The sequence below is a fragment of the Paenarthrobacter sp. Z7-10 genome, assembly GCF_026932795.1.
Lineage (GTDB): Bacteria > Actinomycetota > Actinomycetes > Actinomycetales > Micrococcaceae > Arthrobacter_M.
In genome coordinates this window covers 77,087-101,815 of sequence record NZ_JADPVH010000005.1, presented here as the reverse complement: position 1 = coordinate 101,815, position 24,729 = coordinate 77,087, and the positions used below count along the sequence as shown (strand labels likewise).

At 64.3% G+C, this 24,729-nt stretch carries 25 protein-coding genes and 2 tRNA genes; 19 read left to right on the top strand and 8 right to left on the bottom strand.

Features of this window, described 5'->3' with window-relative positions; all coding sequences use genetic code 11:
- A partial coding sequence (locus IV498_RS03025; RefSeq protein WP_442951265.1) for a sortase domain-containing protein occupies nucleotides 1–197 on the top strand: 197 nt, incomplete at its 5' end.
- Nucleotides 198–214: 17 nt separating this feature from the next.
- On the opposite strand, the gene IV498_RS03020 is transcribed toward IV498_RS03025, so the two are convergent.
- Nucleotides 215–472, bottom strand: coding sequence for a hypothetical protein (locus IV498_RS03020; protein ID WP_269045068.1), 258 nt, complete (start codon nucleotides 470–472; stop codon nucleotides 215–217).
- Nucleotides 473–482: 10 nt separating this feature from the next.
- On the opposite strand from IV498_RS03020, the gene IV498_RS03015 reads away from it, so the two are divergent.
- From IV498_RS03015 to IV498_RS02995, 5 genes are all read left to right on the top strand, one after another.
- Nucleotides 483–737, top strand: coding sequence for a cupredoxin domain-containing protein (locus IV498_RS03015; protein ID WP_269045067.1), 255 nt, complete (start codon nucleotides 483–485; stop codon nucleotides 735–737).
- Nucleotides 734–1,183 (top strand): hypothetical protein, encoded by a 450-nt coding sequence (locus IV498_RS03010; protein ID WP_269045066.1) that lies wholly within the window; start codon nucleotides 734–736, stop codon nucleotides 1,181–1,183. Before IV498_RS03015 ends, IV498_RS03010 begins: the two co-directional genes overlap by 4 nt.
- A gap of 99 nt (nucleotides 1,184–1,282) precedes the next feature.
- Nucleotides 1,283–1,729: a MarR family winged helix-turn-helix transcriptional regulator gene (locus IV498_RS03005; RefSeq protein WP_269045065.1), complete on the top strand. Its 447-nt coding sequence runs from the start codon at nucleotides 1,283–1,285 to the stop codon at nucleotides 1,727–1,729.
- 202 nt (nucleotides 1,730–1,931) lie between these two features.
- Entirely contained in the window at nucleotides 1,932–3,092 is a 1,161-nt protein-coding gene (locus tag IV498_RS03000; protein ID WP_442951267.1) for an MFS transporter, read from the top strand.
- A gap of 92 nt (nucleotides 3,093–3,184) precedes the next feature.
- On the top strand, nucleotides 3,185–3,586 hold the full coding sequence (locus tag IV498_RS02995; protein ID WP_269045063.1) for a thioredoxin family protein: 402 nt from the start codon (nucleotides 3,185–3,187) through the stop codon (nucleotides 3,584–3,586).
- A gap of 7 nt (nucleotides 3,587–3,593) precedes the next feature.
- Here the strand turns inward: IV498_RS02995 and IV498_RS02990 are convergent, their stop codons facing one another.
- From IV498_RS02990 to IV498_RS02980, 3 genes are all read right to left on the bottom strand, one after another.
- Nucleotides 3,594–3,872, bottom strand: coding sequence for a putative quinol monooxygenase (locus IV498_RS02990; protein ID WP_269045062.1), 279 nt, complete (start codon nucleotides 3,870–3,872; stop codon nucleotides 3,594–3,596).
- Between the two features lie 73 nt (nucleotides 3,873–3,945).
- Nucleotides 3,946–4,914: a DNA-3-methyladenine glycosylase family protein gene (locus IV498_RS02985; RefSeq protein ID WP_442951264.1), complete on the bottom strand. Its 969-nt coding sequence runs from the start codon at nucleotides 4,912–4,914 to the stop codon at nucleotides 3,946–3,948.
- Between the two features lie 45 nt (nucleotides 4,915–4,959).
- A complete protein-coding gene (locus tag IV498_RS02980; RefSeq protein WP_269045061.1) occupies nucleotides 4,960–6,147 on the bottom strand; it encodes an SLC13 family permease in 1,188 nt (395 codons plus the stop codon).
- Nucleotides 6,148–6,272: 125 nt separating this feature from the next.
- Between IV498_RS02980 and IV498_RS02975 the strand changes: the two genes are divergently transcribed.
- The 4 genes from IV498_RS02975 to IV498_RS02960 all read left to right on the top strand — a co-directional run bounded on the left by IV498_RS02975 (nucleotide 6,273) and on the right by IV498_RS02960 (nucleotide 11,517).
- Complete coding sequence (locus tag IV498_RS02975) at nucleotides 6,273–7,658, top strand: cystathionine beta-synthase (protein WP_269045060.1); 1,386 nt, start codon at nucleotides 6,273–6,275, stop codon at nucleotides 7,656–7,658.
- A 19-nt stretch (nucleotides 7,659–7,677) separates the two neighbouring features.
- Entirely contained in the window at nucleotides 7,678–8,841 is a 1,164-nt protein-coding gene (locus IV498_RS02970) for a cystathionine gamma-synthase (RefSeq protein ID WP_269045059.1), read from the top strand.
- 302 nt (nucleotides 8,842–9,143) lie between these two features.
- Nucleotides 9,144–9,851 (top strand): transglycosylase family protein, encoded by a 708-nt coding sequence (locus IV498_RS02965; protein ID WP_269045058.1) that lies wholly within the window; start codon nucleotides 9,144–9,146, stop codon nucleotides 9,849–9,851.
- 304 nt (nucleotides 9,852–10,155) lie between these two features.
- Nucleotides 10,156–11,517 (top strand): MFS transporter, encoded by a 1,362-nt coding sequence (locus tag IV498_RS02960; protein WP_269045057.1) that lies wholly within the window; start codon nucleotides 10,156–10,158, stop codon nucleotides 11,515–11,517.
- 52 nt (nucleotides 11,518–11,569) lie between these two features.
- Here the strand turns inward: IV498_RS02960 and IV498_RS02955 are convergent, their stop codons facing one another.
- Nucleotides 11,570–12,781: an amidohydrolase gene (locus IV498_RS02955; protein ID WP_269045056.1), complete on the bottom strand. Its 1,212-nt coding sequence runs from the start codon at nucleotides 12,779–12,781 to the stop codon at nucleotides 11,570–11,572.
- Between the two features lie 208 nt (nucleotides 12,782–12,989).
- On the opposite strand from IV498_RS02955, the gene IV498_RS02950 reads away from it, so the two are divergent.
- On the top strand, nucleotides 12,990–13,739 hold the full coding sequence (locus IV498_RS02950) for an SDR family oxidoreductase (RefSeq protein WP_269045055.1): 750 nt from the start codon (nucleotides 12,990–12,992) through the stop codon (nucleotides 13,737–13,739).
- 53 nt (nucleotides 13,740–13,792) lie between these two features.
- On the opposite strand, the gene IV498_RS02945 is transcribed toward IV498_RS02950, so the two are convergent.
- The gene (locus IV498_RS02945) at nucleotides 13,793–14,977 is read right to left on the bottom strand and encodes an acyl-CoA dehydrogenase family protein (RefSeq protein WP_269045054.1); all 1,185 of its coding nucleotides are present in this window, start codon (nucleotides 14,975–14,977) and stop codon (nucleotides 13,793–13,795) included.
- 136 nt (nucleotides 14,978–15,113) lie between these two features.
- Between IV498_RS02945 and IV498_RS02940 the strand changes: the two genes are divergently transcribed.
- From IV498_RS02940 to IV498_RS02920, 5 genes are all read left to right on the top strand, one after another.
- Nucleotides 15,114–15,761 (top strand): MOSC domain-containing protein, encoded by a 648-nt coding sequence (locus IV498_RS02940; protein WP_269045053.1) that lies wholly within the window; start codon nucleotides 15,114–15,116, stop codon nucleotides 15,759–15,761.
- Between the two features lie 427 nt (nucleotides 15,762–16,188).
- Entirely contained in the window at nucleotides 16,189–18,234 is a 2,046-nt protein-coding gene (locus IV498_RS02935; RefSeq protein WP_269045052.1) for a DEAD/DEAH box helicase, read from the top strand.
- A gap of 117 nt (nucleotides 18,235–18,351) precedes the next feature.
- Nucleotides 18,352–18,423, top strand: a tRNA-Thr gene (locus IV498_RS02930).
- Between the two features lie 60 nt (nucleotides 18,424–18,483).
- Nucleotides 18,484–18,557, top strand: a tRNA-Met gene (locus IV498_RS02925).
- Nucleotides 18,525–19,757, top strand: coding sequence for a Fic family protein (locus tag IV498_RS02920; protein ID WP_330059144.1), 1,233 nt, complete (start codon nucleotides 18,525–18,527; stop codon nucleotides 19,755–19,757). Before IV498_RS02925 ends, IV498_RS02920 begins: the two co-directional genes overlap by 33 nt.
- A gap of 126 nt (nucleotides 19,758–19,883) precedes the next feature.
- On the opposite strand, the gene IV498_RS02915 is transcribed toward IV498_RS02920, so the two are convergent.
- Entirely contained in the window at nucleotides 19,884–20,054 is a 171-nt protein-coding gene (locus IV498_RS02915; protein WP_269045050.1) for a hypothetical protein, read from the bottom strand.
- 99 nt (nucleotides 20,055–20,153) lie between these two features.
- Here IV498_RS02915 and IV498_RS02910 point away from each other — a divergent pair, with 99 nt between their 5' ends.
- From IV498_RS02910 to IV498_RS02900, 3 genes are all read left to right on the top strand, one after another.
- Nucleotides 20,154–20,993 (top strand): DUF1206 domain-containing protein, encoded by an 840-nt coding sequence (locus IV498_RS02910; RefSeq protein ID WP_269045049.1) that lies wholly within the window; start codon nucleotides 20,154–20,156, stop codon nucleotides 20,991–20,993.
- Between the two features lie 122 nt (nucleotides 20,994–21,115).
- Nucleotides 21,116–21,850, top strand: coding sequence for an SDR family oxidoreductase (locus IV498_RS02905; RefSeq protein ID WP_269045048.1), 735 nt, complete (start codon nucleotides 21,116–21,118; stop codon nucleotides 21,848–21,850).
- 3 nt (nucleotides 21,851–21,853) lie between these two features.
- Nucleotides 21,854–23,425 (top strand): Na+/H+ antiporter, encoded by a 1,572-nt coding sequence (locus IV498_RS02900; RefSeq protein ID WP_269045047.1) that lies wholly within the window; start codon nucleotides 21,854–21,856, stop codon nucleotides 23,423–23,425.
- On the opposite strand, the gene IV498_RS02895 is transcribed toward IV498_RS02900, so the two are convergent.
- Nucleotides 23,412–24,626, bottom strand: a complete 1,215-nt coding sequence (locus IV498_RS02895; protein ID WP_269045046.1) for an ROK family transcriptional regulator — start codon at nucleotides 24,624–24,626, stop codon at nucleotides 23,412–23,414. The two genes, IV498_RS02900 and IV498_RS02895, sit on opposite strands and share 14 nt — an antisense overlap.
- Nucleotides 24,627–24,729: the final 103 nt, after the last annotated feature.

Here is a 24,729-nt window from a genome sequence, read left to right as displayed (position 1 = left end):
ATCACACCGTCGCGGTGTTCCAGGTCGACCGGCTCGCGGATTTCCATAAGGACACCTTCCCGACCCTGGAAGTGTACGGCAACACCAACCGGGCCGAGATCCGGTTGATTACCTGTGGCGGCTACAACCCCGCGACCAACCTCTACGACGACAACACCGTCGTCTACGCCCACCTCACCAGCCACCACCCCGCCTAACCCCACCGGTCTCAACGCTAGGATTCAATCAATCTTTGGAGATGGAACGCCATGCCTATCAGGACAATGCCTATCAGGATAAAAGGAACGTACCTTGCTGTTGCAGCGGCGGTGCTGCTGGTAAGCGGCTGTGGGGCATCGGGCACGGGCAGCAGCCCCACCACGGCTGCAGCAGCCCCGATGGCCTCAGCATCTGCGCCGATGGCCTCCGCATCAGCGCCGATGTCCTCGGCTGCAGCGGACCAGTCCCCGGCACCGGCATCGGCTTCAGCCACCGAATCTGACATGTCTGCGGCTGGGACCATCCACATTAAGGACTTTGCTTATCAGGGCCCGGACAGTGTCGCTCCCGGCGCGATGGTGACGGTGATGAACATGGACAGCCAGGCGCATACCGTGACGGCGGATGAAGGCAGTGCCTTCGATGTCACAGTCAAGGCGGGCGAGAGCATGACCTTTAAGGCCCCCGATAAGGCCGGAACGTATGCTTACCACTGCACCTTTCACAGCAACATGCACGGCATGCTGGTCGTCAAGTGACATCCCGGCGCCGGGCGAGTCAAAAGCGGTTCTCCGTTCTGGACATCGTGCTGCGGGTACTGATCGCCGCCGCCCTTGTCATTGATGCCGTCGTCCATTTCAGGCTCGCTCCCGGTTACCAACTGTCCGCGCCGGACGGAATCGGGGGCGGGAATCTATTTCGGATCGAGGCAGTTGCGGCCCTCGTTGCCGCCATTTATCTCCTCATCCGGTCGAGCCGTCCCGCCTATGGCTTTGCCCTGCTGGTGGCCGGAGCGGGATTCATTGCGGTGATCCTCTACCGGTACGTCAATGTTCCGGCGCTGGGCCCGATCCCGGCCATGTATGAGCCCGTTTGGTTCTTCGAGAAGTCCCTTAGCGCCGTCGTCGAAGCGGCTGGCGCAATCCTCGCGGCAATCGGTTTGGCGCGCTTCCGGCGGCTTCGTGGGCGGCCCGAAAGCGCATAAGCTACAACGTTACCCCCGCCTGGGCGGGCCGCAAAGGCCTGCCGGGCGGGTTTTCTTTAACTTGACTATTAGGCTCCCTAACTATTAGGCTGTCTAACTATGAAGGATGACGCGCTGCTGGAGTTGGCCGGACGCTACCGGGAGAGCCTGCGGCACGCGGTGTACTTGATCCGCTCTCTGGATGCCGAGGGTGAACTCAGCACTGCACAGGTCAGCACGCTCAATATGGTGGCCGAGGGACCCGCCCGGGTCAGCGACATCGCGCGCAACAGCGGCATCCGGGTTCCCAGCGCCACCGAGCAGATCATCCGGCTGGAAGCGGCCCGACTGGTGACCCGCGGACCGGACGCCCACGACGCGCGGGTGGTTCTGGTGAGCCTGACGCCGAAGGGCCGCGAGGTCCTCGCCGGGGCAAATAACCGCCGAAACAAGATGCTGGCGGCCCAACTGGCGACGCTCTCCGCTGCGGACCGGGAGGCAATCACGGCGGCGATTCCGGCTCTGAACCGGCTCAGCATCGCCCTGGGCCGGCCACCATACCGCTAAATCGGCGGCTCCCGGATCCCGCTGGTTTGGGACGGGCCCCGGCAGAGCAGCTGCGCACCAGAACATTTTGAGTCAAGGACATTCTGAAGGAGGGCCCGTGGCGGCCAACATGGCGGATACCACTGTCGAAAAAATTACCACTAACGAAAAAAGTACCACTGCCGAGGAAATCGAAGACACCCTGCAGAAGGAGAAGGTGTCGATGCTGCGGCAACCCAAGGCGGTCTGGGCGACCGCGCTTGCGGCCGTCTTTGCCTTCATGGGCATTGGCCTGGTGGACCCCATCCTGCCGGCCATCGCCGTAAACCTGCAGGCCAGCCCCAGCCAGGTATCGCTGCTGTTTACCAGTTATTTTCTGGTTACCGCCGTCGCCATGCTTGTCACCGGATTCGTATCATCACGGATCGGCGGCAAGAAGACACTCATGATCGGCCTCGTCCTGATCGTCGTGTTCGCTTCGCTGTCCGGGATGTCAGGAAACGTCGCCACGCTGGTCGGTTTCCGCGCCGGCTGGGGATTGGGCAATGCTTTGTTCGTGGCCACCGCGCTTGCCGTCATGGTCGGCGTCGCCAGCGGAGGTACCGCGACCGCCGTCATCCTTTATGAAGCAGCATTGGGTCTGGGTCTTTCGCTCGGCCCGCTGCTCGGCGCACTGCTGGGTGGCTGGCAGTGGCGCGCACCATTCTTCGGCACCGCAACCCTTATGGCCGCGGCTTTGATCGCGCTGATGATCCTGCTGCCCAAAACGCCCGCCCCGGCCCGCAGGACCCGGCTGCGGGACCCGCTGCTGGCGCTGGGACACCCCGGACTGCGAACCACAGCTGCCCGTGCGCTGTTCTATAACTACGGCTTCTTCACCGTGCTGGCCTTTACCCCGTTCATCCTCGGTATAAACGCCTATGGCATCGGTGCCGTCTTCTTCGGCTGGGGCGCGGCGGTCGCCGTGTTCTCGGTCTTCGTTGCTCCGGTGCTGCAGCGCCGGTTCGGTCCCGTTCCTACCTTGCTCGGCTCGCTCGGAGCTCTGCTCCTGGTACTGGTGGGCCTGGGACTGGCAGCCGGGCATTCGGTTCCCGCCATCGTGGTCCTGGTCATCATTGGCGGTGCGCTGTTGGGCATTAACAACACGCTGTTCACCGAACTCGCCATGGGCGTTTCGGATTCTCCACGGCCGGTGGCCAGCGCCGGATACAACTTCATCCGCTGGATGGGCGGCGCCCTGGCGCCGTTCGCTGCGACCCAGATCGCCGAACACCTGGGTGTCCAGATGCCGTTTTACGTTGCCGCGTTCGCCCTCTTGGTGGGTATGGGCATTGTCCTGGCCGGACGGAAGTACATGGTGGCCCACGCGCCGAAGGGCGTCTAAGTGCCGCTGCTTTGCCTATTCCCGCTCACGCGTTCAGCGAAATTCCCCCAGCAGGTGATGCGGTCCCGACGCCGGGCGCGTACCGTTGAAATATGGCTACAGTTGAAATGACCGCACAAAATTTCGGACCGACAATCGAAGGCAACGACGTTGTCTTGGTGGATTTCTGGGCGTCGTGGTGCCAGCCGTGCACCCGCTTTGCCCCCACTTTCGAGGCAGCCTCGCAGAAGTTCGACGACGTCGTGTTCGCCAAGGTGGACACCGAGGCCGAGCAGCAGCTCGCCGCCGAGGCCAGCATCACTTCCATTCCGACGCTGATGGCATTCCGGGAGAAGGTGCTGGTGTTTTCCCAGCCCGGTGCGCTGAATGCGGCACAGCTGGACGAAGTGATTACGGCCGTCAAGGGCCTCGACATGGCCGAGGTGCATGCGCACGTGGCCAAGGAACAAGCCGCCGGGGCGGAGCCTGCGGCCGACGGTCCCGCCGCAGGCTAAAGCCGGTTCAGGGCCGTGTGAGCCGGATGGGCTCGGCAAGCAGGGCGCTGAGCGATTCGTGCAGATCCGCCACAGCCGGGCCCTTGCTGTGCGTGGCAAGGGCTTCCTCGGAGGCCCATTGTTCGGTGAGCAGGATGTCAGAGCCGTTGTCGGCGGTGATCTCATAGCGCAGGCAGCCCGGTTCGGTGACCACCTCTTCGATGGCAATGTCCAGTGCACTCCGAACCCGGCCGTGCTCGCCGTCGAGGGGGATGAAGGTGGCCGTCAGATCAACAATTTCACTCATGGCACCAGCCTAAAGGATGCGCCCTAAGGATGCCGTCAGAGGATCCGCCCTCAAGGATCCCCCGAACGGGGTTTCAGTGCCGCCGATGGTCTTGGATGGTCATCCGCGGGCCGAAGGAGGGCTTGCGGAATCCGCTCAGCACCAGCATCCGGACCACCCGCTGCCGGTGCCCCCGCCAGGGTTCCAGCAATTCCAGCATGCCGGCATCATCCACCGGCCGCCCGATCAGCGCCCAGCCGACATAGGCGGCCAGGTGGTAGTCGCCCACGGAAACGGAGTCCGGATCGCCATGAGTGCGCTGGGTGGTCTCGGCCGCCGTCCAGCGCCCCACGCCCGGGATGGTCTGCAGCATGGCGGCCGCACGAACGGCATCCTGGCCGGAGAGCCGTTCCAATGCCGCCGCGGAGCGCAGTGCCCGCATCACCGTGGCAGAACGCTGCGGGCCAACTCCCGCCTGGTGCCACTCCCAGGAGGGGACGCGGCACCACTGCTGTGCGCTGGGCGCAACCAGCAGTCCCGACGGTGCAGGCCCGCCGGGGTACGCCCCCGGCGCTGCGCTGCCGTACTTTCTGAGCAGATAGCGGTAGCCGCGCCGGGCTTCGATCGTGGTCACCTTTTGCTCCAGCACGGCCGGAATCAGGGCATCAACCATCCGCCCGGTACTGGGCAGGCGAAGGAATCGGTGTCGTCGCCGTGCCTCGATGACGATGCGGGGGAGCGTCGCAGCAAAGTCTGGCTCGTCGAACTCGGACCAGTCATCGTCGTGCCCGAGCAGCCCGGGCGCTGCGGCAAGCGCTGCGGCAGCCCCGGGACCCCAGGCCTGGGCCTGTATAGCCGCCTGCGCCGCAATCACCCGCAGCCGCAGCGTCGCCGGACCATCGGGGGTATTAAAGGCCAGCCAGGCACCGTCCGGCGCGAGCATCACGGTCGGGTCCGCCGTGCCGCGGGGAAGAATGCCCAGCGTTTGGGCCAGCGCGGCATGCCCCTCCGGGTCCGGCAGCAGGGCCTGCGCGCCGGGTTCACGATAGGCAGCTTCACTCACCAGTTAATGCTCCCACGCTTGGACGCCCGGGCCGGACGGACACTGCTAGGATGGCAGTCTGGCCGACAGCCACAGGGCCAGCACCGCCAGCGGAAGAACGACGACGACGGCGGCGAACCCCGCTGCGGCGAAGCCCCGCCAGGAAACGTTGACTGCCAACGCCTTCAACCGTTCGTGCCAGAGCAGGGTGGCCAGGGATGCCCACGGAGAAACCAGCGGACCAAGGTTCACCCCGATCAGCAGCGCAGCCAACCGCACCGGGGACTGGGCAACCGGCTCCAGGGCCAGATAAGCCGGAAGGTTATTCACCCCGTTGGCGGCAAGTGCGCCGAGCCCGGTGAGCTGCAGCAAACTCAGGTAGCTGTCCCCCTGTCCGGAGATCCGCCCCAGCAGCGCGGCCAGGCCATGTGAATGCAGCGTCTGAACCACCAGGAAGAGCCCGATCGTGAGCAGCAGGGGCCGCCACGGCAGCATGTTCGCGCGCAACGCCGAACGCCGCCTGAATGCGAACACCAGCAGCAGGAACACGGCCGCAATGCCGGCGGAGAAGGCCACCGGAATGCCTGTAACCAGGGCCGGAAGCAACAGCAGCACCGTGACGGCGGCGATGACCAGCAACGGCCGGTCAGCAACCGGGCCACGCGCGGCTGGCGTGAACGTGCCGCGCAGGTCGTGCCGGAAGCCCAGCCACAGGATGGCGGCGGGAACCAGCACGCCAACAATCGACGGAGCCCACAGGAGTTCCGCGAAACCCACAGGTGTGGTGTTCAGCTGGTGCTGCGCCAGCAGGTTGGTCAGGTTGGAGACAGGCAAGAGCAAGGAGGCCGTGTTGGCCAGCCAGATGGTGGTCAGCGCGAAGGGCAGCGGCGGGAGTTTCGCGGAGATGGCCAACAGCACCACCACCGGTGTCACCAGCACGGCCGTCGAATCCAGGGACAGGAAGATCGTGCTCACAGTGGCGAGGAAGACCACGAACAGCCACAGCAGCCAGACCTTGCCTTGGCCGTTGCTGCCCACGCCGAGCCGGGCAATGCGGTCCGTCAGCTGCCGGAAGACCCCTGCCTCATCGGCCAACTCGGTGACGATGGTCATGGCGACGACGAAGAGCAGGATCGGCACGGTACGCTCCGCCAGCACCAGGAAGTCCGGCCACGGCAGAAATCCGGTGGCAAGGAAAAACGCTCCTGCGAGGAACAATATGCCCGGCAGGGCGAACGATCGCAGGATTTTCATCGGCCGCCGGACCCGCCCCGTGCCGTCTGAACCACTGCGATTATCACTGGGATATCTTCGCACGTCGCCCTCGGAAGCCAGGGCCCTTTTGCCGCGGCTGCGAAAGGGCGGCTAGTTTTAGAGGTATGAAGTATGCCAACTCCGTCCTGGACCTGATCGGTAATACCCCGTTGGTCAAGCTGAACAAAGTTACCGCCGGGCTCCAAGCGACGGTGCTGGTGAAACTGGAATACATGAATCCGGGCGGCTCCGCCAAAGACCGGATCGCCGTGAAAATGCTGGACGAGGCCGCCAAGGCTGGCCGGATCGGTCCCGGCGGAACGGTTGTTGAACCCACCTCCGGCAACACAGGCGTCGGATTGGCTCTGGTGGCGCAGCAGCGCGGCTACAACTGTATTTTCGTTGTCCCGGACAAGGTGGGCGAGGACAAGCGCTCCGTGCTGGCAGCCTATGGCGCGGAGGTGGTGGTGACGCCGTCGGCCGTCGCTGCGGAGAGCCCGCAGTCCTATTACGGTGTCTCGGACCGCCTGGTGCAGGAGATCCCCGGTGCGTATAAGCCCGATCAATTCTCCAACCCCAACGGCCCGTCGAGCCACTATGAAACCACCGGCCCGGAAATCTGGCGTGACACCGACGGCACCGTGACACATTTCGTCGCCGGGGTGGGCACCGGGGGCACCATCACCGGAGCGGGCCGTTATCTGCGGGAAATTTCAGCGGACCGTCCTGCCTCCAGTGGCGGCGAAGTGCGGGTTATCGGTGCCGATCCGGAAGGCTCGGTCTATTCCGGCGGAACAGGGCGGCCGTACCTGGTGGAGGGCGTCGGGGAGGATATTTGGCCTGGGTCCTACGATCCTGCCGTGCCACACGAGATCATCGCCGTCAATGACGCGGACAGCTTTTCGATGACCCGCCGGTTGGCCCGCGAGGAGGGCCTGCTGGTGGGCGGCTCATCCGGCATGGCCGTGGTGGCCGCGCTTGAGGCCGCCAAGGACCTACCTGCTGGAGACGTCGTCGTCGTGCTGCTGCCGGACAGCGGCCGGGGCTATTTGGGCAAGATTTTCAACGATAAGTGGATGCAGTCCTACGGATTTCTCAAGGTCACCGACGAGCCGGCCATCGGTGAGGTGCTGCGGACCAAGAATGGTCAGTTACCCGAATTGGTGCACATCCATCCAAACGAAACCGTGCGCGACGTGATCAACCTGATGGCCGAGTACGGCGTTTCGCAGATTCCGGTCTTCACCCAGGAGCCGCCGGTGGTGATGGGTGAAGTCATCGGCGCCGTCGACGAGCGGAGCCTGACCGGCAAGCTTTTCCGCGGTGAGGCAAAGCTGACGGACAAAATCACCGACCATATGCAATCGCCGCTGCCGATCATCGGTTCGCTGGAGCCGATCTCCACCGCACGGACCAAATTGCAGGACGTGGACGCGCTGATGGTGACCTTTGTGGGTGCGCCGGTGGGCGTGCTGACCCGGCACGATCTGCTGACGTACCTCAACGACTGAGACTGACAGGAGCATTACGATGAGCCAGGGATTCAACACGCGCGCCGTGCACGCCGGGCAGGAACCGGATGCGACAACGGGAGCCGTGGTGCCGCCGCTTTACCAGACCTCCACCTTTGCCCAGGACGGCATCGGCAAGCTGCGCAACGGCTACGAGTACGGCCGCGGCACCAACCCGACGCGGGACTCACTGCAGGAGCAGCTGGCGGCGCTGGAGGGCGGAACGCACGCGTTCAGCTTCGCCTCGGGACTGGCAGCCGAGGATGCGCTGATCCGCGCCCTGCTGGCCCCCGGTGACCACATTGTGATGGGCAACGACGTCTATGGCGGAACCTACCGGCTGATCAACCGTGTGCTTGCGGCCTGGGGCATCAGCAACGCTGCGGTGGACATGGCCGACGACGACGCTCTCGCGGCGGCCGTCGCGGCCGGGCCGACGAAAATGGTCTGGGTGGAGACGCCATCCAATCCGATGATGAAGATCACGGACATCGCCGCGGCAGCCGCTGTTGCCCATGCTGCCGGCGCCCTGCTGGTGGTGGACAATACCTTCGCCTCGCCCTACCTTCAGAACCCGCTCGCCCTCGGTGCCGACGTCGTCGTGCATTCCACCACCAAGTACATAGGCGGCCATTCGGACGCCAGCGGCGGCGCCATTGTGCTCAGTGATGACGCGATGGCGGAGAAAATCGGGTTCATCCAATTCGCTGTCGGTGCCGTGTCCGCGCCAATGGAAGCCTGGCTGACCACACGTGGACTGAAAACTTTGGGCGTGCGGATGGACCGGCACTCGGACAATGCACAGATAATTGCCGAATGGCTGCAGAGCCGTCCGGAGGTGGAGCGGGTGCTCTACCCTGGCCTGCCGGACCACCCCCGCCATGAGCTCGCCGCGCGGCAGATGACGAAGTTCGGCGGCATGATTTCGGTCCAGTTCAAGGACCGGCCCACCATCAGTGGCGAGGCGGCGGCGCGCAAGGTGGCCGAATCCACCCGGGTGTTCACCTTGGCCGAGTCCCTGGGCGGCATTGAATCACTGATGAATTATCCATCCGAGATGACTCATGCCTCCGTGAAGGGAACCGAACTTGAGGTGCCGGAAAACCTGATCCGGCTCTCCGTGGGCATCGAGGATGTCGAGGATCTCATTGCGGACCTTGAGCAGGCGTTGAACAAGCTGTAAACCGCGGAAACCCGGGGTTGAATCCCTACACCATCCGCTGTCAACCGATGATTACCGGCAAATAACAATATTGTCATTATCATATCGATTTGGCATCGGTGCGCAAGTCACCTACCGTTGTAGTAATCCCTTTGGGGAAAGCTGCGCCATTCGGTGCGGCAGTAATGCTCGGTGCTGTCTTACACCGTACGCCGTCAGAACGGCAGACACCGGAAGCGAACCTCCACATCAGCAGGTTAGACGGCGACGCAAAGAAGTCCGGGGACGGATGGAGCGCAGGTGGCCCTTCGGAGCATCAACCTATGAACACCACGAAATTTAGCCGTAATGTCCGCCGCGGTTTTGCAGTTGCCGCGATCGCCGGTGCCGGCATCGCCGTATCGGGAACAGCCGCCAATGCGGCGCCCGTAAGCACCTGGGACGCGCTGGCACAGTGTGAAAGCAGCGGCAACTGGAGCATCAACACCGGTAACGGTTTCTCGGGCGGACTGCAGTTCACGCCGAGCACCTGGGCCGCCTTTGGTGGAACCGGTTCGCCGGTCAACGCCTCCAAGGCTCAGCAAATCGCAGTGGCCGAGCGCGTTCAGGCCACCCAGGGCTGGGGCGCCTGGCCGGCATGCTCCGCGAAGCTTGGCCTCACCGGCGGTGGCGGAGCCCCGGCTCCCGCTCCGGCAGCTGCCCCGGCACAGGTCCAGGTCCAGTCCGAGTCGGTGACCCCGGTGCAGACCGTTGCGCCGGCTCCGGTTGTACAGGCTGCCCCGGTTGTACAGGCGACCCCGGTTGTACAGGCTGCTCCGGTGGCGCAGGCCCCCGTGGCCCAGGCTCCCGTTGCGCAGCAGCCTGCGCTCAGCGGCAAGACGTACACCATCGCCTCCGGTGACACCATGAGCAGCATCGCTTCCAAGCTGGGGATCCAGGGCGGATGGCAGGCCCTCTACCAGGCCAACACGGACACCGTGATTCACGCGGACCTGATCTTCACCGGCGCCGTTCTGCAGCTGCCTGCGTAAGTGCCCGATAGCGCCACCGTGGTCGCCGTGTAAACGGCAGCCAACCAAGCAGTGTCCCAACTCGAACAGAGTTGGGGCACTGCTTGGTTTAAGTCCGCTTAAGTCCTCTTCGCTGTCCGGCCCGGCTGCACCAGCTTCCGGTACCGACTACGCCGGATAGCGGCTTCCATGATGACCAGGTACTGGCTTTCGCTCCGCAAGCCTTGTAGTGTCCCCTTATGCCTGTGCCCTTTGAGTGGTCCGCGGAGTGCTGCACGCCGCTTGGGTGGACTGCGGATCCCTGCACGCCGCCTGAGTTCAAGTCGTGAGCACCGGGCGGACCAGGATTTCCCCGTTTCGACAACCGCGACGGCTTCACCCCGCATGGATTGTTGCTGGCGTAGCATTCCTGGCCCTTGTTGGTGCCGCCGGGTTTAGGGCGGCTCCTGGCGTGCTGATGGTGCCGCTGCAGCGTGAATTCGGCTGGTCCACCACGATCCTTTCTTTGGCGGTCAGCATTAATCTGGTGCTTTTTGGCCTGACGGCACCGTTCGCCGCAGCCCTGATGGAGCGCTTCGGAATCCGCGTGGTCACGTCGGTGGCGCTGGTGCTCATTGGTGCGGGCAGCGCGCTGACCGTCCTGGTGCAGCAGTCCTGGCAGCTCCTGCTCACGTGGGGCCTGCTGATCGGCCTCGGCACTGGCTCCATGGCCCTTGTTTTTGCGGCCACGGTTGCAGACAAATGGTTTGCCAGCCGCAGGGGACTGGTGGTGGGCGTGCTGACGGCCGGGAGTGCCGCGGGACAATTGGTCTTCCTGCCTCTGATTGCGGCGCTGGCCGTCAGCCCGGGTTGGCGGCAGGCCTCACTGCTGATCGCCGGGGGCGCACTTGCGGTGGTGCCGCTGGTGCTGCGCTGGCTGAAGAATTCCCCCGCCGAAGCCGGCGTGCTGCCGTACGGCGCCGAGTCCAAGCCACCGGAGGCGAATTCGGGCACGGCCACTCCTGCCCCCGTGAACACCGTTCGCACCGCCCACACCAATGCCGCTGTACACGCCCTGCGGGTGCTCAGGCGGGCCAGCAAGGTTCGCACGTTCTGGGCGCTGGTGGCGGGCTTCGCCATCTGCGGTGCCACCACGAACGGCCTGATCGGCACGCACTTCATTCCCTCCGCCCACGATCACGGGATGCCAGAGACCACCGCGGCGGGGCTGCTCGCCGTCGTCGGCATTTTCGACATCGCCGGCACAATTGCCTCCGGCTGGCTGACGGATAGGTTCAATCCCAAGATCCTGCTGGTCGTATATTACCAGTTCCGTGGCATTGGTCTGCTGGTGCTGCCGGCCTTGTTGGCGTCGACGGTACGGCCGAGCATTGTGGTTTTCGTCGTCATCTACGGGCTGGACTGGGTGGCCACCGTGCCGCCGACCGCCGCCATTTGCCGAAAGGTGTTCGGATCGGACGGCAGCGTCGTCTTCGGCTGGGTCTTCGCCGCTCACCAGTTGGGCGCGGCAGCAGCCGCTCTCGCCGCCGGCCTTATTCGGGACAGCACCGGCCAATACACTTACGCCTGGCTTGGCGCGGCCGCCCTGTGCACCGTCGCCGCCGTCGTCAGCGCCAGCATCCGTAAGGATGCCAAACCGGTCCCGGATGCTGACAGACCAGCAATCCCGGAACCGGCCGCAACTTGACGGACCCCGGGATGGAGCGGAATCCCTCGGCCCTCCGCGGCGGTCTTCGCCGCTAACGTGGCTCGACGACGCCCTGCCGGGACTCGGCGTCGTAGCGGTAGACCTGCCGGCCGCCGATCCAAACCTGCAGCGCCCGCTGCATGACATCCAAGGGGTCACCGCTCCAGAGCACCAGATCCGCGTCCTTGCCCTCGGTGATGGAACCGATCCGGTGCGCCAACCCCAACACCTTGGCGGGATGGATGGTGATGGACCTCAGGGCGACGTCCCGGTCCAAACCCTCCTTGATGGCCAGCGTGCACTGGTGGACCAGGAAGTTGATCGGAATCACCGGATGGTCGGTGATAATGGAGATTTCGACGCCGGCCGCGGCCAGCTTGCCTGGATTGGCCAGCGACCGACCCCGCAGCTCAACCTTGGATTTGGTGGTGAACAGGGGCCCAATCAGCACCGGGATGCCGCGCTCCGCCAGGACATCGGCCAGGACATGCGCCTCGGTGCCGTGATCGATCACCAGTTCATAGCCGAATTCGTCGGCCAAGCGCATCGCGGTGGCAACATCGTCGGCCCGATGGCAATGCTGGCGCCAGGGGATCTCCCGGCGGAGCACCATGGCCAGTGCCTCCATGCGCGGATCCTTCGCGTTCTCGTCGGCCTTGGCCATGTAGTTCTGGGCGTCGATGAAGGCCTTCCGGATGACCATCGCGGTGCCCAGCCGGGTGGACGGTGTCTGTTTTTTCTCCCCGTAAACCCGCTTCGGGTTTTCCCCCAACGCTGACTTCAGCCCGCTGGGAGAGCGAAGCACCATCTCTTCGATGTAGCGGCCATGCGTATGCATCGCCACTGCCTGGCCACCCACCGGGTTTCCGGAACCGGGATTGACGTTGACAGACGTGATGCCGCCAGCCAAGGCGTCATCGAAGCCCGGATCGAAGGGGTCCACCGCGTCAATGGCCCGAACGGCGGCCATGATCGGATCGGTCATCTCGTTCACATCGGCGGTGGAGCCCACTTCACCCTCGGGGTGCATGCCCAGGTGAACGTGGGCATCGATGAACCCTGGCAGCAGCCACTGGCCCTGCGCATCCAATATTTCGGCGTCGGCGGGTATGTCCACGCTGCCACCCAGTGAGGCAATTTTTCCGTCCACCACCAGGACGGTGCCGTCGAAGGGTTCTCCCTCGATCGGCAGCACATGGGCGTTGGTAATGGCCAAGGTTTTGGCCGGGGAGCTGTTCCGGACGTTGGAAGCTGCGTTGCTCATTCAAATGCCCTTCGACGGAGTTCTGGATAACTGCTTCGGGCCTGCCGGGAATGCGGAAGCCCGATCTGCTTAGGCTTCCAACATACTCGCAGCCATGCGGGGAGTCACCGATGGACGCCCGCCTGATGGGGCGCACCGCTGGGATGCACTGCGGGGGAGGCACCGCAGGGGCGCAGCGGCTGGATGCTGCGGGAACTATGCTGGCCGGATGGACCGCAGAACAGCGCTGATCACCGGAGTGGGCCGCACGGTTGGAATCGGAGCCGGCATTGCCCGTCAGCTGGCCACCGATGGTTGGGATCTCGTGCTGACATATTGGCAAGGTTACGACGCGCGCATGCCGTGGGGCGTCCGTGACCAGGACGTTGACATTCTGGTTACAGAGCTGCGGGCGGCCGGTTCAAAGGTCTGTGCCGTCCCGGCGGATTTTGAGGACCCGGCAGCTGTGGACATTCTGATGGCGCAGGCGGCGGCCGATGCTGGGCCGCTGGAAGGCTTGGTACTCTCACATTGCGAATCCACTGACTCCTCCATCCTGGACACCACACTGGAGAGCTTTGACCGGCATTTTGCGGTCAACGCCCGCGCCAGTTGGCAGCTGATGGCGGCTTTTGCCCGCCAGATCCCGGCCGACGGCGGCGCCATCGTCGCGCTGACCAGTGACCACACGGTCCACAATCTTGCGTACGGTGCGTCCAAGGGGGCCTTGGACCGGATGGTTATCGCAGCAGCCCGCGAATTGGGCCACCTCGGCATCAGTTCCAACGTTCTGAACCCGGGGCCGGTGGATACTGGCTGGATGGACGAAGCTCTCAAGGAGAAGTTGATTGCGAGCCAGCCGAGCGGACGACTGGGGACTCCGGCCGACGTTGCCGGCACGGTGGGATTCCTGCTTTCACCGCCCGGACGCTGGGTCAGCGGCCAGCTGATTAAATCTGATGGCGGCTTCTCGGTCTGACTCGGGCACTGATCGAAGCGGCCGCGCCCGCCGGGGGACCGGCAGGTCATTGGTCATCGGAACGCGGCGATCCCGGTGAGATGCTGGCCCAGAATCAGGGTATGCACCTCGTCGGTCCCTTCATAGGTCCGCACCGATTCCAAATTGTTCGCATGCCGCAACGGTGAATAGTCCAGCGTGATCCCATTCCCGCCGAGAATGGTCCGCGCCTCGCGGGCAATGGCAATCGCTTCCCGAACGTTGTTGAGTTTGCCCATCGAAATCTGTTCGGGCCGCAGCGTGCCCGCGTCTTTGCGCCGTCCCAGCTGCAGGGCCAGCAGCGTGCCCTTCTGGATTTCCAGCACCATGTTGACCAGCTTTTCCTGGGTCAACTGGTAACCCGCCAGCGGCTTGCCGAACTGCAGACGCTCCAAAGAGTAGGCCAGCGCCGCCTCGTAGCTGTCCCTGGCGGCGCCCATGGCACCCCACGCGATGCCGTACCGGGCCTCATTCAGGCAACTGAACGGGCCGCGCAGTCCGCGTGCGGCGGGCAGCAGCGACTCCGGGCCAAGGCGGACATTGTCCAGCGTGATGTCGCACTGAATGGACGCCCGCATCGACAGCTTGGGTTCAATGGGAGTGGCCGTGAAACCCTCAGTCCCGGCCGGTACCAAAAAACCGCGGACGCCGTCGTTCGTTGCCGCCCACACGACGGCGACGTCGGCAATCGAGGCCAGGCCGATCCACCTCTTGGCGCCATTGAGCACCCAGCCGCTGCCGTTGTGTCCGTCGGCCTGGGCAAAGGTGGTCATGGCCGACGGATCGGAACCGGCAGTAGGCTCGGTGAGCGCGAAGCAGCCGATCAGCTCCCCAGTGGCCATACCCGGCAGCCAGCTCCGCTTCTGTTCCTCCGATCCGAAGCTGTGGATGGCGGTCATGGCGAGCGAGCCCTGGACACTGACGAACGTCCGCAGGCCGGAGTCGCCCGCCTCCAGCTCCAGGCATGCAAGGCCATATTCGACGGCGGACCGGCTCGCGCAGCCGTAGCCGTCCAGGTGCATGCCCAGCAGGCCCAGGGAACCCAGTGCGGGGGCCAGTTCCCGCGGGAACACCGCGTCCTCGTACCAGTGCGCGATTGAGGGCCTGATCTTGTCCTTCACGAATTCCCGGACGGAATTGCGCACCGCGAGTTCTCCCGACGACAGCAGCGCATCAAGGTCCAGCAAATCCGAAGTGTTCGTGCCTGCGGCGACGCTCATGGAACAGCCTTTCAATGGCGGACGTTTGGCTCCCAGTATTCCATCTGCCCGCATCTGTCTGTGAGCACCGAAGGCCGGGCCGGCAGCGCTGGCGTACAGCCTGCGTCCTGTAGCTTGGGACGATGAGGACGAACGGATGAGCGCGGAACTGCTGGCGGTTTGCCGGGTCCATGCGCTCCTGCCGGATGCGAGCACGGTGGGAGTAACGGCCATTGACAAGCGGGCCGTGACGGGCCCGGTACCGGTTCACGTTCTGGGTCTTGGCGCGGACATCCAAGCGGACAGGCGCAACCACGGTGGCGAAGATCAGGCGCTTTACGCTTATTCGCAGGAAGATGCGGACTACTGGTCGGCAGAGCTGGGCCAGGACATACCGCCCGGACGCTTTGGCGAGAATCTTCGCACTGCTGGCGTGCAGACCACCGGGGCTGTCATCGGGGAACGCTGGCAAATTGGCTCGACGGTCGTCGTTGAAGTCACTTCACCCCGGGTGCCATGCGCTACCTTTCAGCGCCGGATGCAGCAGCCGCGGTGGGTCAAACGCTTTACCGACGCCGCTCGGGTGGGGACCTACCTCCGCGTGCTGGTCAAGGGAAGCATCGAGGCCGGCAACGACATCACGGTGCTGCACCGGCCAAGTCACGGCATCACGGTGGGCGGATACTTCAGCAGGCAGGCACCGGAGGACGTGCGGTCGCTTACGCGGTTGCATGAGGCGGGCGAACTGCGGCTGGCGGAAGCTTACTGGGCCAACTTTGACAGGATCCTGCGCCGCGAAGCCTGAGGCATCGCCGCGGGGCCCGGGCCGGTTCGTGTTCGCGGCCGCGGGGGCAGGGCCGCGCCGGTGATCCCGGAGACGCAGCACGGAACTGTGCTGCAATTCACGGGACCCATCGACAGATCTGGCGCGGGGCGGATAATGTAGGCCGTACAATTGAAGTATCCCCCACTCCGGAATCTCCTTTATCTTCCTGCCCAATCTTTGAGGCAGGAGTCGCAGTGTATGGGTCCCGCAAGTTTTCCGCGGGCATGTTCATAGGGGATGGCCGGCAAAGAAAACGCCATACGACGGCAGCTGATGCTGTGGTCCGCGTCCGCGAAAGCTGCGCGCAGATATGGCGAGAGGTCCTGCCCGGGATGGTTATGGCGGCTGGATTTCTTTGTAATGCGGCCACCGCGCCGCCTGGCCCTATGACTGAGGAACCTTTCCCATGCCTGAAAATTCGACTGAAAACACTCCCTTCAACGACGTTCCTGCCGAAACTTCCGATTCGGCTCCTGCGGGGAACACCGATTCCGCTCCGGTGCGGAACGCCGAGATTGAAGAGCAGGACGTCCGCTTTGCCGATATGGGTATTGACGCCCGCGTCCTGGCGGCGCTGAGCGACGTCGGCTACGAAAAGCCGTCGGCCATCCAAGCGGCCACCATTCCGATCCTGCTGGAAGGGCGCGACGTCGTCGGCCTGGCCCAGACCGGCACGGGCAAGACTGCTGCGTTCGCCGTTCCGGCACTGTCACGGATGGCCGACCTGATGAGCATCAATGGCCCGTCCAAGTCGACGCAGGTCCTGGTGCTGGCGCCGACGCGTGAACTGGCGCTGCAGGTTGCCGAGGCGTTCTCGTCCTACGCTGCGCACCTGGATGAATTCACTGTCCTGCCCGTATACGGCGGCTCGGCCTACGGCCCCCAGCTGGCCGGCTTGCGCCGTGGCGCCCAGGTGGTGGTCGGTACTCCCGGCCGCGTCATTGACCACCTCTCCAAGGGCTCCCTGGACCTATCCAACCTGCAGTACCTCGTCCTCGATGAGGCCGACGAAATGCTGCGGATGGGCTTCGCCGAGGACGTCGAACAGATCCTGTCGCAGACGCCGGAGGACAAGCAAGTAGCGCTTTTCTCCGCCACGATGCCGTCAGCGATCCGCCGGATTGCCAAGAAATACTTGAACAACCCGGCGGAAATCTCCGTCAAATCCAAGACCACCACCGGGGAGAACACCCGCCAGCGCTACCTGCAGGTCATGGGGCCGCACAAGCTGGACGCGCTGACCCGGGTCCTTGAGGTCGAGGAGTTCGACGGCGTCATCGCCTTTGTGCGCACGAAAATGGCCACCGAGGAACTTGCCGACAAGCTCAAGTCCCGCGGTTTCCAAGCGGCTGCGATCAACGGTGACATCCCGCAGCAGCAGCGCGAGCGCACCATTGAGGGCCTCCGCGACGGAAAGTTCGACATCCTCGTCGCGACCGACGTCGCTGCCCGCGGGCTTGACGTTGAGCGGATCAGCCACGTGATCAATTACGACATTCCGCACGACACCGAGTCCTACGTGCACCGGATTGGCCGCACCGGCCGTGCCGGCCGCAGCGGCGACGCAATCCTGTTCATGACCCCGCGCGAGAAGTACCTGCTGCGGTCGATTGAAAAGGCAACGCGCCAGCCCGTGGAGCAGATGCACCTGCCCAGCGCCGAAACCATCAATGGTCTGCGGATGGGCAAATTCGCCGAGAAGATCACGGAGACCCTGGCCTCCCAGGATGTTTCCAAATTCCGGGACCTGATCGCCAATTACGAAGAAGAGCACGACGTGCCCGCCGCGGAGATTGCCGCCGCGCTGGCCGTCATGGCGCAGGGCGGGCAGCCGCTGCTGGTTAAGGATCTGCCGGCCGCTCCGGAATACCAGAAGAAGGACCGTTCCAAGGATGGCTTCGGCTCCCGCGGGCCGACACGTGCCCTGACCGAGGGCAACGCGACGTACCGCATCGCCGTGGGCCGCCGGCAGCGCGTCATGCCGGGCTCCATCGTCGGCGCCATCGCCAACGAGGGCGGTCTCTCCTCCGCGCAGATCGGCGGCATCGACATCCGCGCCGACCACACCCTGGTGGAACTGCCCGCGGATCTGAGCAGCGACCAACTGCGCGCCCTGAGCCGGACGCGGATCGGCGGCGAGCTGATCCACCTCGAGCTGGACAACGGCCGCAGCCCGCGGGCCGAAAGCGGCGGCGGCTACAAGGGCCGCAGCCAGGGTGGATACCAGGGCAACAACGACCGCACCGACCGTGGCCAGGGCGGCTTCAAAAAGAAGTACGACGGCGACCGCAGCACCGGCCAGGGTGGATACCAGGGCCGCAGCAACGATGGCGAGCGCAGCTTTGACCGTGCGCCTGAGCAGGGCCACACCGGTCACGGCGGCGGAGACCGCAAGCCCCGGCATGGCAAAGAGGCCGGAGCCCGTGACTTCAATCGCAAGGGCAAGTGGTAAATCTGGCGTAAACGTGTGACCGCGGCACCGGATTTTGAAGGATTTCCGGTGCCGTGGATCACAGCCCGGGAGGCGATTTCGCACCAGCCAAAACCGCTGGTAAAGTTTTCTCTCGTTGCCCCCCTAGCTCAGTGGTAGAGCGCGTTCTTGGTAAGAACGAGGTCACCGGATCGATTCCGGTGGGGGGCTCTGAATGAGGGCCTGTGTCAAGGCGGTTTTGACCGGCTGGACGCAGGTTTTCTCATTTATGGCGGTGTAGCTCAGTTGGTTAGAGCGCACGACTCATAATCGTGAGGTCGGGAGATCGAGCCTCCCCACCGCTACAGTTTCCGCAGGTCAGGGGCATCGCGCCGCTGGCCTGCTTCTGTTTTAAGCACCCGATCCAACTGAAACCCAACGATTTCGTTCCCGTTCTTCGCGCTTGCTGTCGTGGCTACTTTAATTTATGCCTCTTGATTCAAGTGAGCCTGACGAATGCAGCGTGGCACGCGGTCGCCAGAGCGAATCGTGCGCTTGGCTCTCTGGACATGGCTAGTCGCCAGGTACCGAACCCTGGTCTCATTCGAATGCCAATGATCCGACGCGAGGCACAAAGTACGTCCGCGTTGGAAGGGACGTACGCCCCGCTCGATCGGGTTCTGGCTGTAGACGATTCTTCTGACGTGCCCAAGAGCGCAGAGCTCAACGAAATCATGAATTACGTCAGGGTTGCTGATAAAGCATTTGAGTGGCTGCAGGACGGCCGACGCATCACCCCAGGCCTCATGACGGGCCTACACCGGATCCTAGTCAAGGGAACGGCTGCCGATACGGGAGATGCCGGTTCGGTTCGTTCGCTTCAGGTGGTAATCGGCAGCCGGGGTGCTGACATCACTTCTGCGCGATTCATACCGCAACCCCCTGGGCACGAGCTTGAAGCCGCCCTTCGCGACCTGCTGGATTGGATCAATGAACCGCCGCCGGACGGGCGGGATCCTGTCATATCTGCTGCCATGGCTCATTACCAATTTGAGACCATCCATCCGTTCGACGACGGTAATGGGCGGCTCGGTAGGCTCCTCATTGTGCTCGGACTCATGAAAGACGGAGTCATATCCGAGCCGCTGCTAAGCGTTTCTCCTTGGTTCGAAGCGAGGAGAGACATATATCAGGATCAGCTCGCACTGCTCAGCGAGACCGGCAACTGGTCTGCTTGGATAGAGTTCTTTGCGGAGGGTATCGCAGCATCAGCGCAGGAGACCGCTTCTCTGGTGGATGACCTACTTGATGTGAACCAGCGTCACATGGAAGCTCTCCGGATAGCGCAGTCTACGGGCGTCATCTTGGACATCGCCGGCTCCCTGCTCGCGAACCCGATTGTCACCAAGGCGCGGCTGGCCAGGAAATTCAACAAGAGCTACCAGACAGTCAGTAATGCCGTCGCAAAGCTGTTGCAGTTGGGCATCCTCGAAGAGTATCCATACAAGGCTACTCAGAACACATACATCGCGTCAGACATATTCGGTATTTTGACTCGCAAGTAAATCGCGTTCTATCCGCAGGCCACCTGGCTTGAACGCCAGTGTGAACCTTCAAGTCGAGTGGAACGAACAAGTCCCAGACTTCGGACGGCTTGCGCCCGTGGGTACGGGAAATCCGCTGAGGCGCTATCAGGTGATGACACGGTCCAGTACGTCGTCGACCTCCGAATGAACAACCTTGCGGCCCATGTAGACGTCCTGTGTCATTGATATTTGTGCGTGCCCTAGTTGATCGGCGAATGCCGGCAGCGGCAGCACGCGCTTGCCGGCAGCGGTCTTGGTGAAGCTCTCCCGGATCATGCCCCCGCTGGCCTGCTTTTGTTTGGATCGCGGGTTTCCTTGTTGCGCAGTTGAAGATAGTGTCACGACCAACAGGAATTTGAGTGAGGGAAGCGCCGCATGACCGATGCCACCGCCGGAACGAACGAAAGCCCGGGCGAATCGGGCGCCGACGCCGTTGAGGATCTTGCCAACACCAAGACCCTCGATGTTCTTGCCCGCTTCGGCTTCGCGGTGACAGGGCTGGTGCATATCCTGATCGGTGTCATCGCCCTGGGCCTGGTCTTCGGCCGCCGTGGTTCGGCCGACATCTCGGGCGCCTTCGAGCTGCTGGCCGGGGCAACGGCGGGCCCCTGGCTGCTGTGGGCGGCGTGCGCCGGCTGTACGGGGCTGGCAGTATGGCAGCTGAGCGAGGCCACTGTCCGCGCACGGCATCTGGACCACGGTGCCCGCGCCGCGAAGGGGTTCTCCTCCGGCTCGCTCGCGGTGGGTTACGGCTCGATGGCGTTAACGCTGGGCAAGTTTGCACTGGGTGTACGCCCGGACTCGGGAAGGTACAGCAGCGATGTAACAGCCACTATTCTGCGCTGGCCGTGGGGTGTTCCGATACTGGTGGGCATCGGGCTGGTGGTGATCGGAATTGGTCTCTACTTCCTCCTCAAGGCCTTGACCCGGAAGTTCAAGCAGGAATTGGACTTCCAAAACTCCAAGCGCGGCAAGCTGCTGATAGGGCTTGGAGTTGCCGGACATCTGGCCAAGGGACTTGCGCTAATTCTCGTCGGCCTGCTGATAGTGGTGGCCTCGGTGACACATCAACCGAAGGAATCGACGGGCCTGGACGGGAGTTTGAAGGCCCTGACCGATCATCCATACGGAGTGTACGTACTGGTGGCCATCGCCGTGGGGCTGTTGTGCTACGGCGTCTTTGCCATCATCCGGGCCAAATATGGCCGCATGTAGCAGAGATCCCCTCAATAATTCGATCCGTCGCCAGGTCATCGTGGTGGGATACCGTGAGGGGGACGGAAACCGGCACGGACGGCGCTGATACCGCCCGGCCAAGCGAAGGGGAGGAAACTCAGATGTCAAGCATCGCAATATTCGGCGGTCACGGAAAGGTTGCCCTGCAGTTGGCGCGGGTTCTGACCGCGGCGGGTCATGAGGTGACCTCCTTTGTCCGCAACTCGGACCAGCACGACGACGTCGCCGGCACCGGGGCGACGCCGGCACTGCTGGACATCGAGAGGGCAGATACGGCGCAGCTGGCGGAGGCCATCAAGGGCATGGACGCCGTCGTGTTCTCTGCCGGTGCCGGCGGTGGAAGCCCCGAGCGAACGTACGCAGTGGACCGCGATGCGGCCATCCGCTCCATGGACGCGGCCGGCGTGGCGGGAGTGCCACGCTACCTGATGGTGTCCTATCTGGGTGCCCGCGCCGATCATGGCATACCGCCGGACAACGGGTTTTACCCCTATGCCGAAGCAAAAGCGGCGGCCGATACGTATCTGCGGAGCACCGGCCTTTCCTGGACGATTCTGGCTCCGGGAACGCTGACGCTGGAGCCCGGATCCGGAAGGATCCAGCTGAACCCTGATACTTCGGGTGCGGGGACTGAAACGTCACGGGAAAATGTGGCAGCAGTTGCCGCAGCCGTACTGGGCCGCCCCGGTGCCGCCGAACGCACGATTTCCTTCATCGATGGGGACGTTCCCATCGATGCGGCCCTGACCGAAGCCGAAGGCCCCAGTGACACCGCCGAAGCTCGCAGCGGCACCGCAACCGTGGATGGCCACAGCGGCACCGCGGGTCCGGGCTGAGCGATGAATCAATTGGCGCTCATCGTTGGACTGTTCTTTGCCACGGTGGTGGCCGTGGGGGTGGGGGACCGGCTGCGGCTGCCCTACCCCGTCCTGATGCTGCTGCTGGCGGCCGCGCTGACTTTCATTCCTGGATTTCCCTATCTGGAGATCCCGCCGGATTCGATCCTGCCCATTTTCCTGCCGCCGCTCCTTTTCGCCACGGCACAGCGCAGCTCGTGGTCCGTGTTCCGGATCCGTTGGCGGACCATCGTGCTTCTCGCCGTGGCGCTGGTGCTCATCTCGACGGCGTTCGTGGCCGGCGCGGCTTGGCTGATGATTCCGAGCATCGGCCTGCCGGCCGCGATTGCCCTTGGAGCCATGGTGGCTCCGCCGGACCCCATCGCCGTCGAGTCCGTCTCGGCACGGGTCCATATGCCCCGGCGGCTGACCACCGTGCTGCAAAGCGAGGGTCTGTTCAACGACGCCGCGGCGATCGTGATCTTCCAGGCTGCGGTGGGTGCGGCCGTCGCCGGCACTGGGATCCATCCCGGCGTGGCGGTGTCCTTCATCCTCGGCGCGGCCATCGCCGTGGTCCTCGGCATTTTGATGGGCTGGATCACGATGTTGGTCAGCCGCCTGATCACCTCCATGGTAGCCCGCAGCGCCGTCACCCTGGTGGTGCCTTTTGTTGCCTACATCCTGGCCGAGGAGGTGCACGCGTCCGGCGTCATCGCCGTCGTCGTCACAGCGCTGGAAATCCAGCGCCATACCCGTCCGCAGGACGCTGCGGAGCGGATTACCCGCACCGCCTTCTGGGATGTGGTGGAGCTGTTGGTGACGGGCCTGGCCTTTGGCCTGGTGGGACTGGAAATTCGTCATGTGGTCCAAAATGAGGGCATGGCCATCGTTCCGATGATCGGCACCGCGGTGATTGTCTGCGTGCTAGTTTTCGCCGTCCGGTTCGGTTGGCTGGCACTGCTCGCGGTCACAGCCCGCAGGCACGACGGCGGGCTGATGCCGGCCTCCGCGAAGGAGGTCCTGATCCTGACCTGGTGCGGGATGCGCGGTCTGGCGACACTGGCACTGGCGTTGGCACTGCCGCTGACGCTGACCGACGGCACGGCTTTCCCGGCCCGGGACCAGCTGATCGTGATTGCCTGCGTGGTGCTGCTGGCCACTCTGGTGCTGCCAGGGCTGACTCTTCCGGCGCTGATGCGGGTGCTCAACGCCGCCGAGGACGGGTCCGAGGAACGCGACGCCGCCCGGCTGCTGGCCCGGCGCGCCCAGGCGGCCGCACTGGCTGCGCTGAAGGACAACGACTTCATCAGGGAACTCCCGCAGGAGAAGGTGGTGCTGGTGCGCGAAAAGATGCGCCGCCTGCATGCCGAGCTGCTCGATGGCACCATCCGCAACGAAACTGGCGAGGAGCGGCGCACCCGCGGCCGCGAGCTCGCCATCACGGTCCAGACCATCGCGCTGGATGCGGCCCGGCAGGAAGTGGTCTCCGCGCGCAATGAACCCGGTATCGATCCGGAGGTGGCGGACCGGGTGCTGCGTCAGCTGGACCTGCGGACCATGATCATGCCGGAGTAGCGGCGAGCTCCAGGTCCAGGGCGTTCCGCTCCACGTAGTCCAGGGCATGCCGGACGGCGCCGACGGAGACAATTTCATCGCCCAGGGTGGAAACGGCAACCCGCGGCGGGGTGGCAGTAAACAGCGGGAGCTGGGCAGCAATCCCGGGCAGCAGCACGCCAGCGGACGCGGACACCGCCCCGCCAATGACCACCAATTCGGGGTTGAACAACGTTCCCAGGGAGGCGATGATGCGTGCGATCCGCTTAGTAAGGCGTTCCAGAATATCCCCAGCCGCCTTGTCTCCCAGGGCAGCGGCTGCAAAGACCATTTCGGCGTTGACGGCGCCGGGAGAGCCGCCGGACTGCTCCTTCAGCAGGGTCGGCCCGGTGCCGGCCAGCGCCTCCACCGCCCACTGCCGCGCCAGTTGGGCGATGCCTGCCGGGCTGCCGACGCCTGCCAGCAGGTCCAGGTAGGCCATCTCGCCGGCACTGCCGCGGCTGCCATGCAGCAGCCGGCCCGATTCCATCAGTCCGGCGCCAAATCGTTCACTGGCAAGCAGGACGGCCAGGTCGTCCACCCCAACAGCGGCGCCATGCCAGCGTTCACCCAGGGCGGCGAGGTTGGCGTCATTCTCCAGCAGCACCGTCCAGCCGTGCCGCTCCAGCAGGGCGGCGCGCAGCCCGACGTCGAACATTCCCCAAAAGGGCTGGGCCGCAACGACGTTGCCTTCCCGGTCAATCGGCGCGGCAAGTCCCGCACCGGCCGCCAGCACTTTGGACGGCACCGTTCCGGCGTGCGCCAGGGCTGCCATAGCCGCCTGGTTGACCACTTCCACCCGCTCCTGTGCGGAAATGCTGCGGCCGCGGAAGGGAAGGCTGGCGCGGGCGACGGTCCCGCCGCGCAGATCGGCCAGAACCACGGTGGTCTTGGCCGCGCCGATGTCGATCCCCAGCACATAGCCGGCTTGGACGTTGAGTTCGAAGCGCCGCGCCGGGCGGCCCGTCCGGTATCCGCCAAAGGTGCGCTGGTTGTCCAACTCCTGCACCCAGCCGCGTTTCATCAGATCCTCGCAGATCGCCATCACGGTAGCGCGGCTCAGCCCGGTGGCCTGCATCAGATCGGTACCGGTGACTGCACCGGGGGAGCGCATCACTTCGAGCATGATTCCGGCGTTGAGCCGGCGCAGGGTTCGTGCCGTGGCGGCGGATGTTTCAGTCACAGCGGTCCGCACCCCTCCGTCCGTCTCGACACAAATTAGTATTAGGGAGTAAATTTAGATTGTATCTAAATCCAGCGTCCGGCACGGACAACAAGCCGGCCCT

Coding starts and splice junctions, on each gene's coding strand:
- IV498_RS02935 (WP_269045052.1), top strand. CDS start 16,189: ATGCCTGAAAATTCGACTGAAAACACTCCCTTCAACGACGTTCCTGCC.
- IV498_RS02955 (WP_269045056.1), bottom strand. CDS start 12,781: ATGAGCAACGCAGCTTCCAACGTCCGGAACAGCTCCCCGGCCAAAACC.
- IV498_RS03005 (WP_269045065.1), top strand. CDS start 1,283: ATGAAGGATGACGCGCTGCTGGAGTTGGCCGGACGCTACCGGGAGAGC.
- IV498_RS02910 (WP_269045049.1), top strand. CDS start 20,154: ATGACCGATGCCACCGCCGGAACGAACGAAAGCCCGGGCGAATCGGGC.
- IV498_RS02975 (WP_269045060.1), top strand. CDS start 6,273: ATGAAGTATGCCAACTCCGTCCTGGACCTGATCGGTAATACCCCGTTG.
- IV498_RS02970 (WP_269045059.1), top strand. CDS start 7,678: ATGAGCCAGGGATTCAACACGCGCGCCGTGCACGCCGGGCAGGAACCG.
- IV498_RS02905 (WP_269045048.1), top strand. CDS start 21,116: ATGTCAAGCATCGCAATATTCGGCGGTCACGGAAAGGTTGCCCTGCAG.
- IV498_RS03015 (WP_269045067.1), top strand. CDS start 483: ATGTCTGCGGCTGGGACCATCCACATTAAGGACTTTGCTTATCAGGGC.
- IV498_RS02980 (WP_269045061.1), bottom strand. CDS start 6,147: ATGAAAATCCTGCGATCGTTCGCCCTGCCGGGCATATTGTTCCTCGCA.
- IV498_RS02900 (WP_269045047.1), top strand. CDS start 21,854: ATGAATCAATTGGCGCTCATCGTTGGACTGTTCTTTGCCACGGTGGTG.
- IV498_RS03000 (WP_442951267.1), top strand. CDS start 1,932: ATGCTGCGGCAACCCAAGGCGGTCTGGGCGACCGCGCTTGCGGCCGTC.
- IV498_RS02995 (WP_269045063.1), top strand. CDS start 3,185: ATGGCTACAGTTGAAATGACCGCACAAAATTTCGGACCGACAATCGAA.
- IV498_RS02950 (WP_269045055.1), top strand. CDS start 12,990: ATGGACCGCAGAACAGCGCTGATCACCGGAGTGGGCCGCACGGTTGGA.
- IV498_RS02915 (WP_269045050.1), bottom strand. CDS start 20,054: ATGATCCGGGAGAGCTTCACCAAGACCGCTGCCGGCAAGCGCGTGCTG.
- IV498_RS02945 (WP_269045054.1), bottom strand. CDS start 14,977: ATGAGCGTCGCCGCAGGCACGAACACTTCGGATTTGCTGGACCTTGAT.
- IV498_RS02940 (WP_269045053.1), top strand. CDS start 15,114: ATGAGCGCGGAACTGCTGGCGGTTTGCCGGGTCCATGCGCTCCTGCCG.
- IV498_RS02965 (WP_269045058.1), top strand. CDS start 9,144: ATGAACACCACGAAATTTAGCCGTAATGTCCGCCGCGGTTTTGCAGTT.
- IV498_RS02990 (WP_269045062.1), bottom strand. CDS start 3,872: ATGAGTGAAATTGTTGATCTGACGGCCACCTTCATCCCCCTCGACGGC.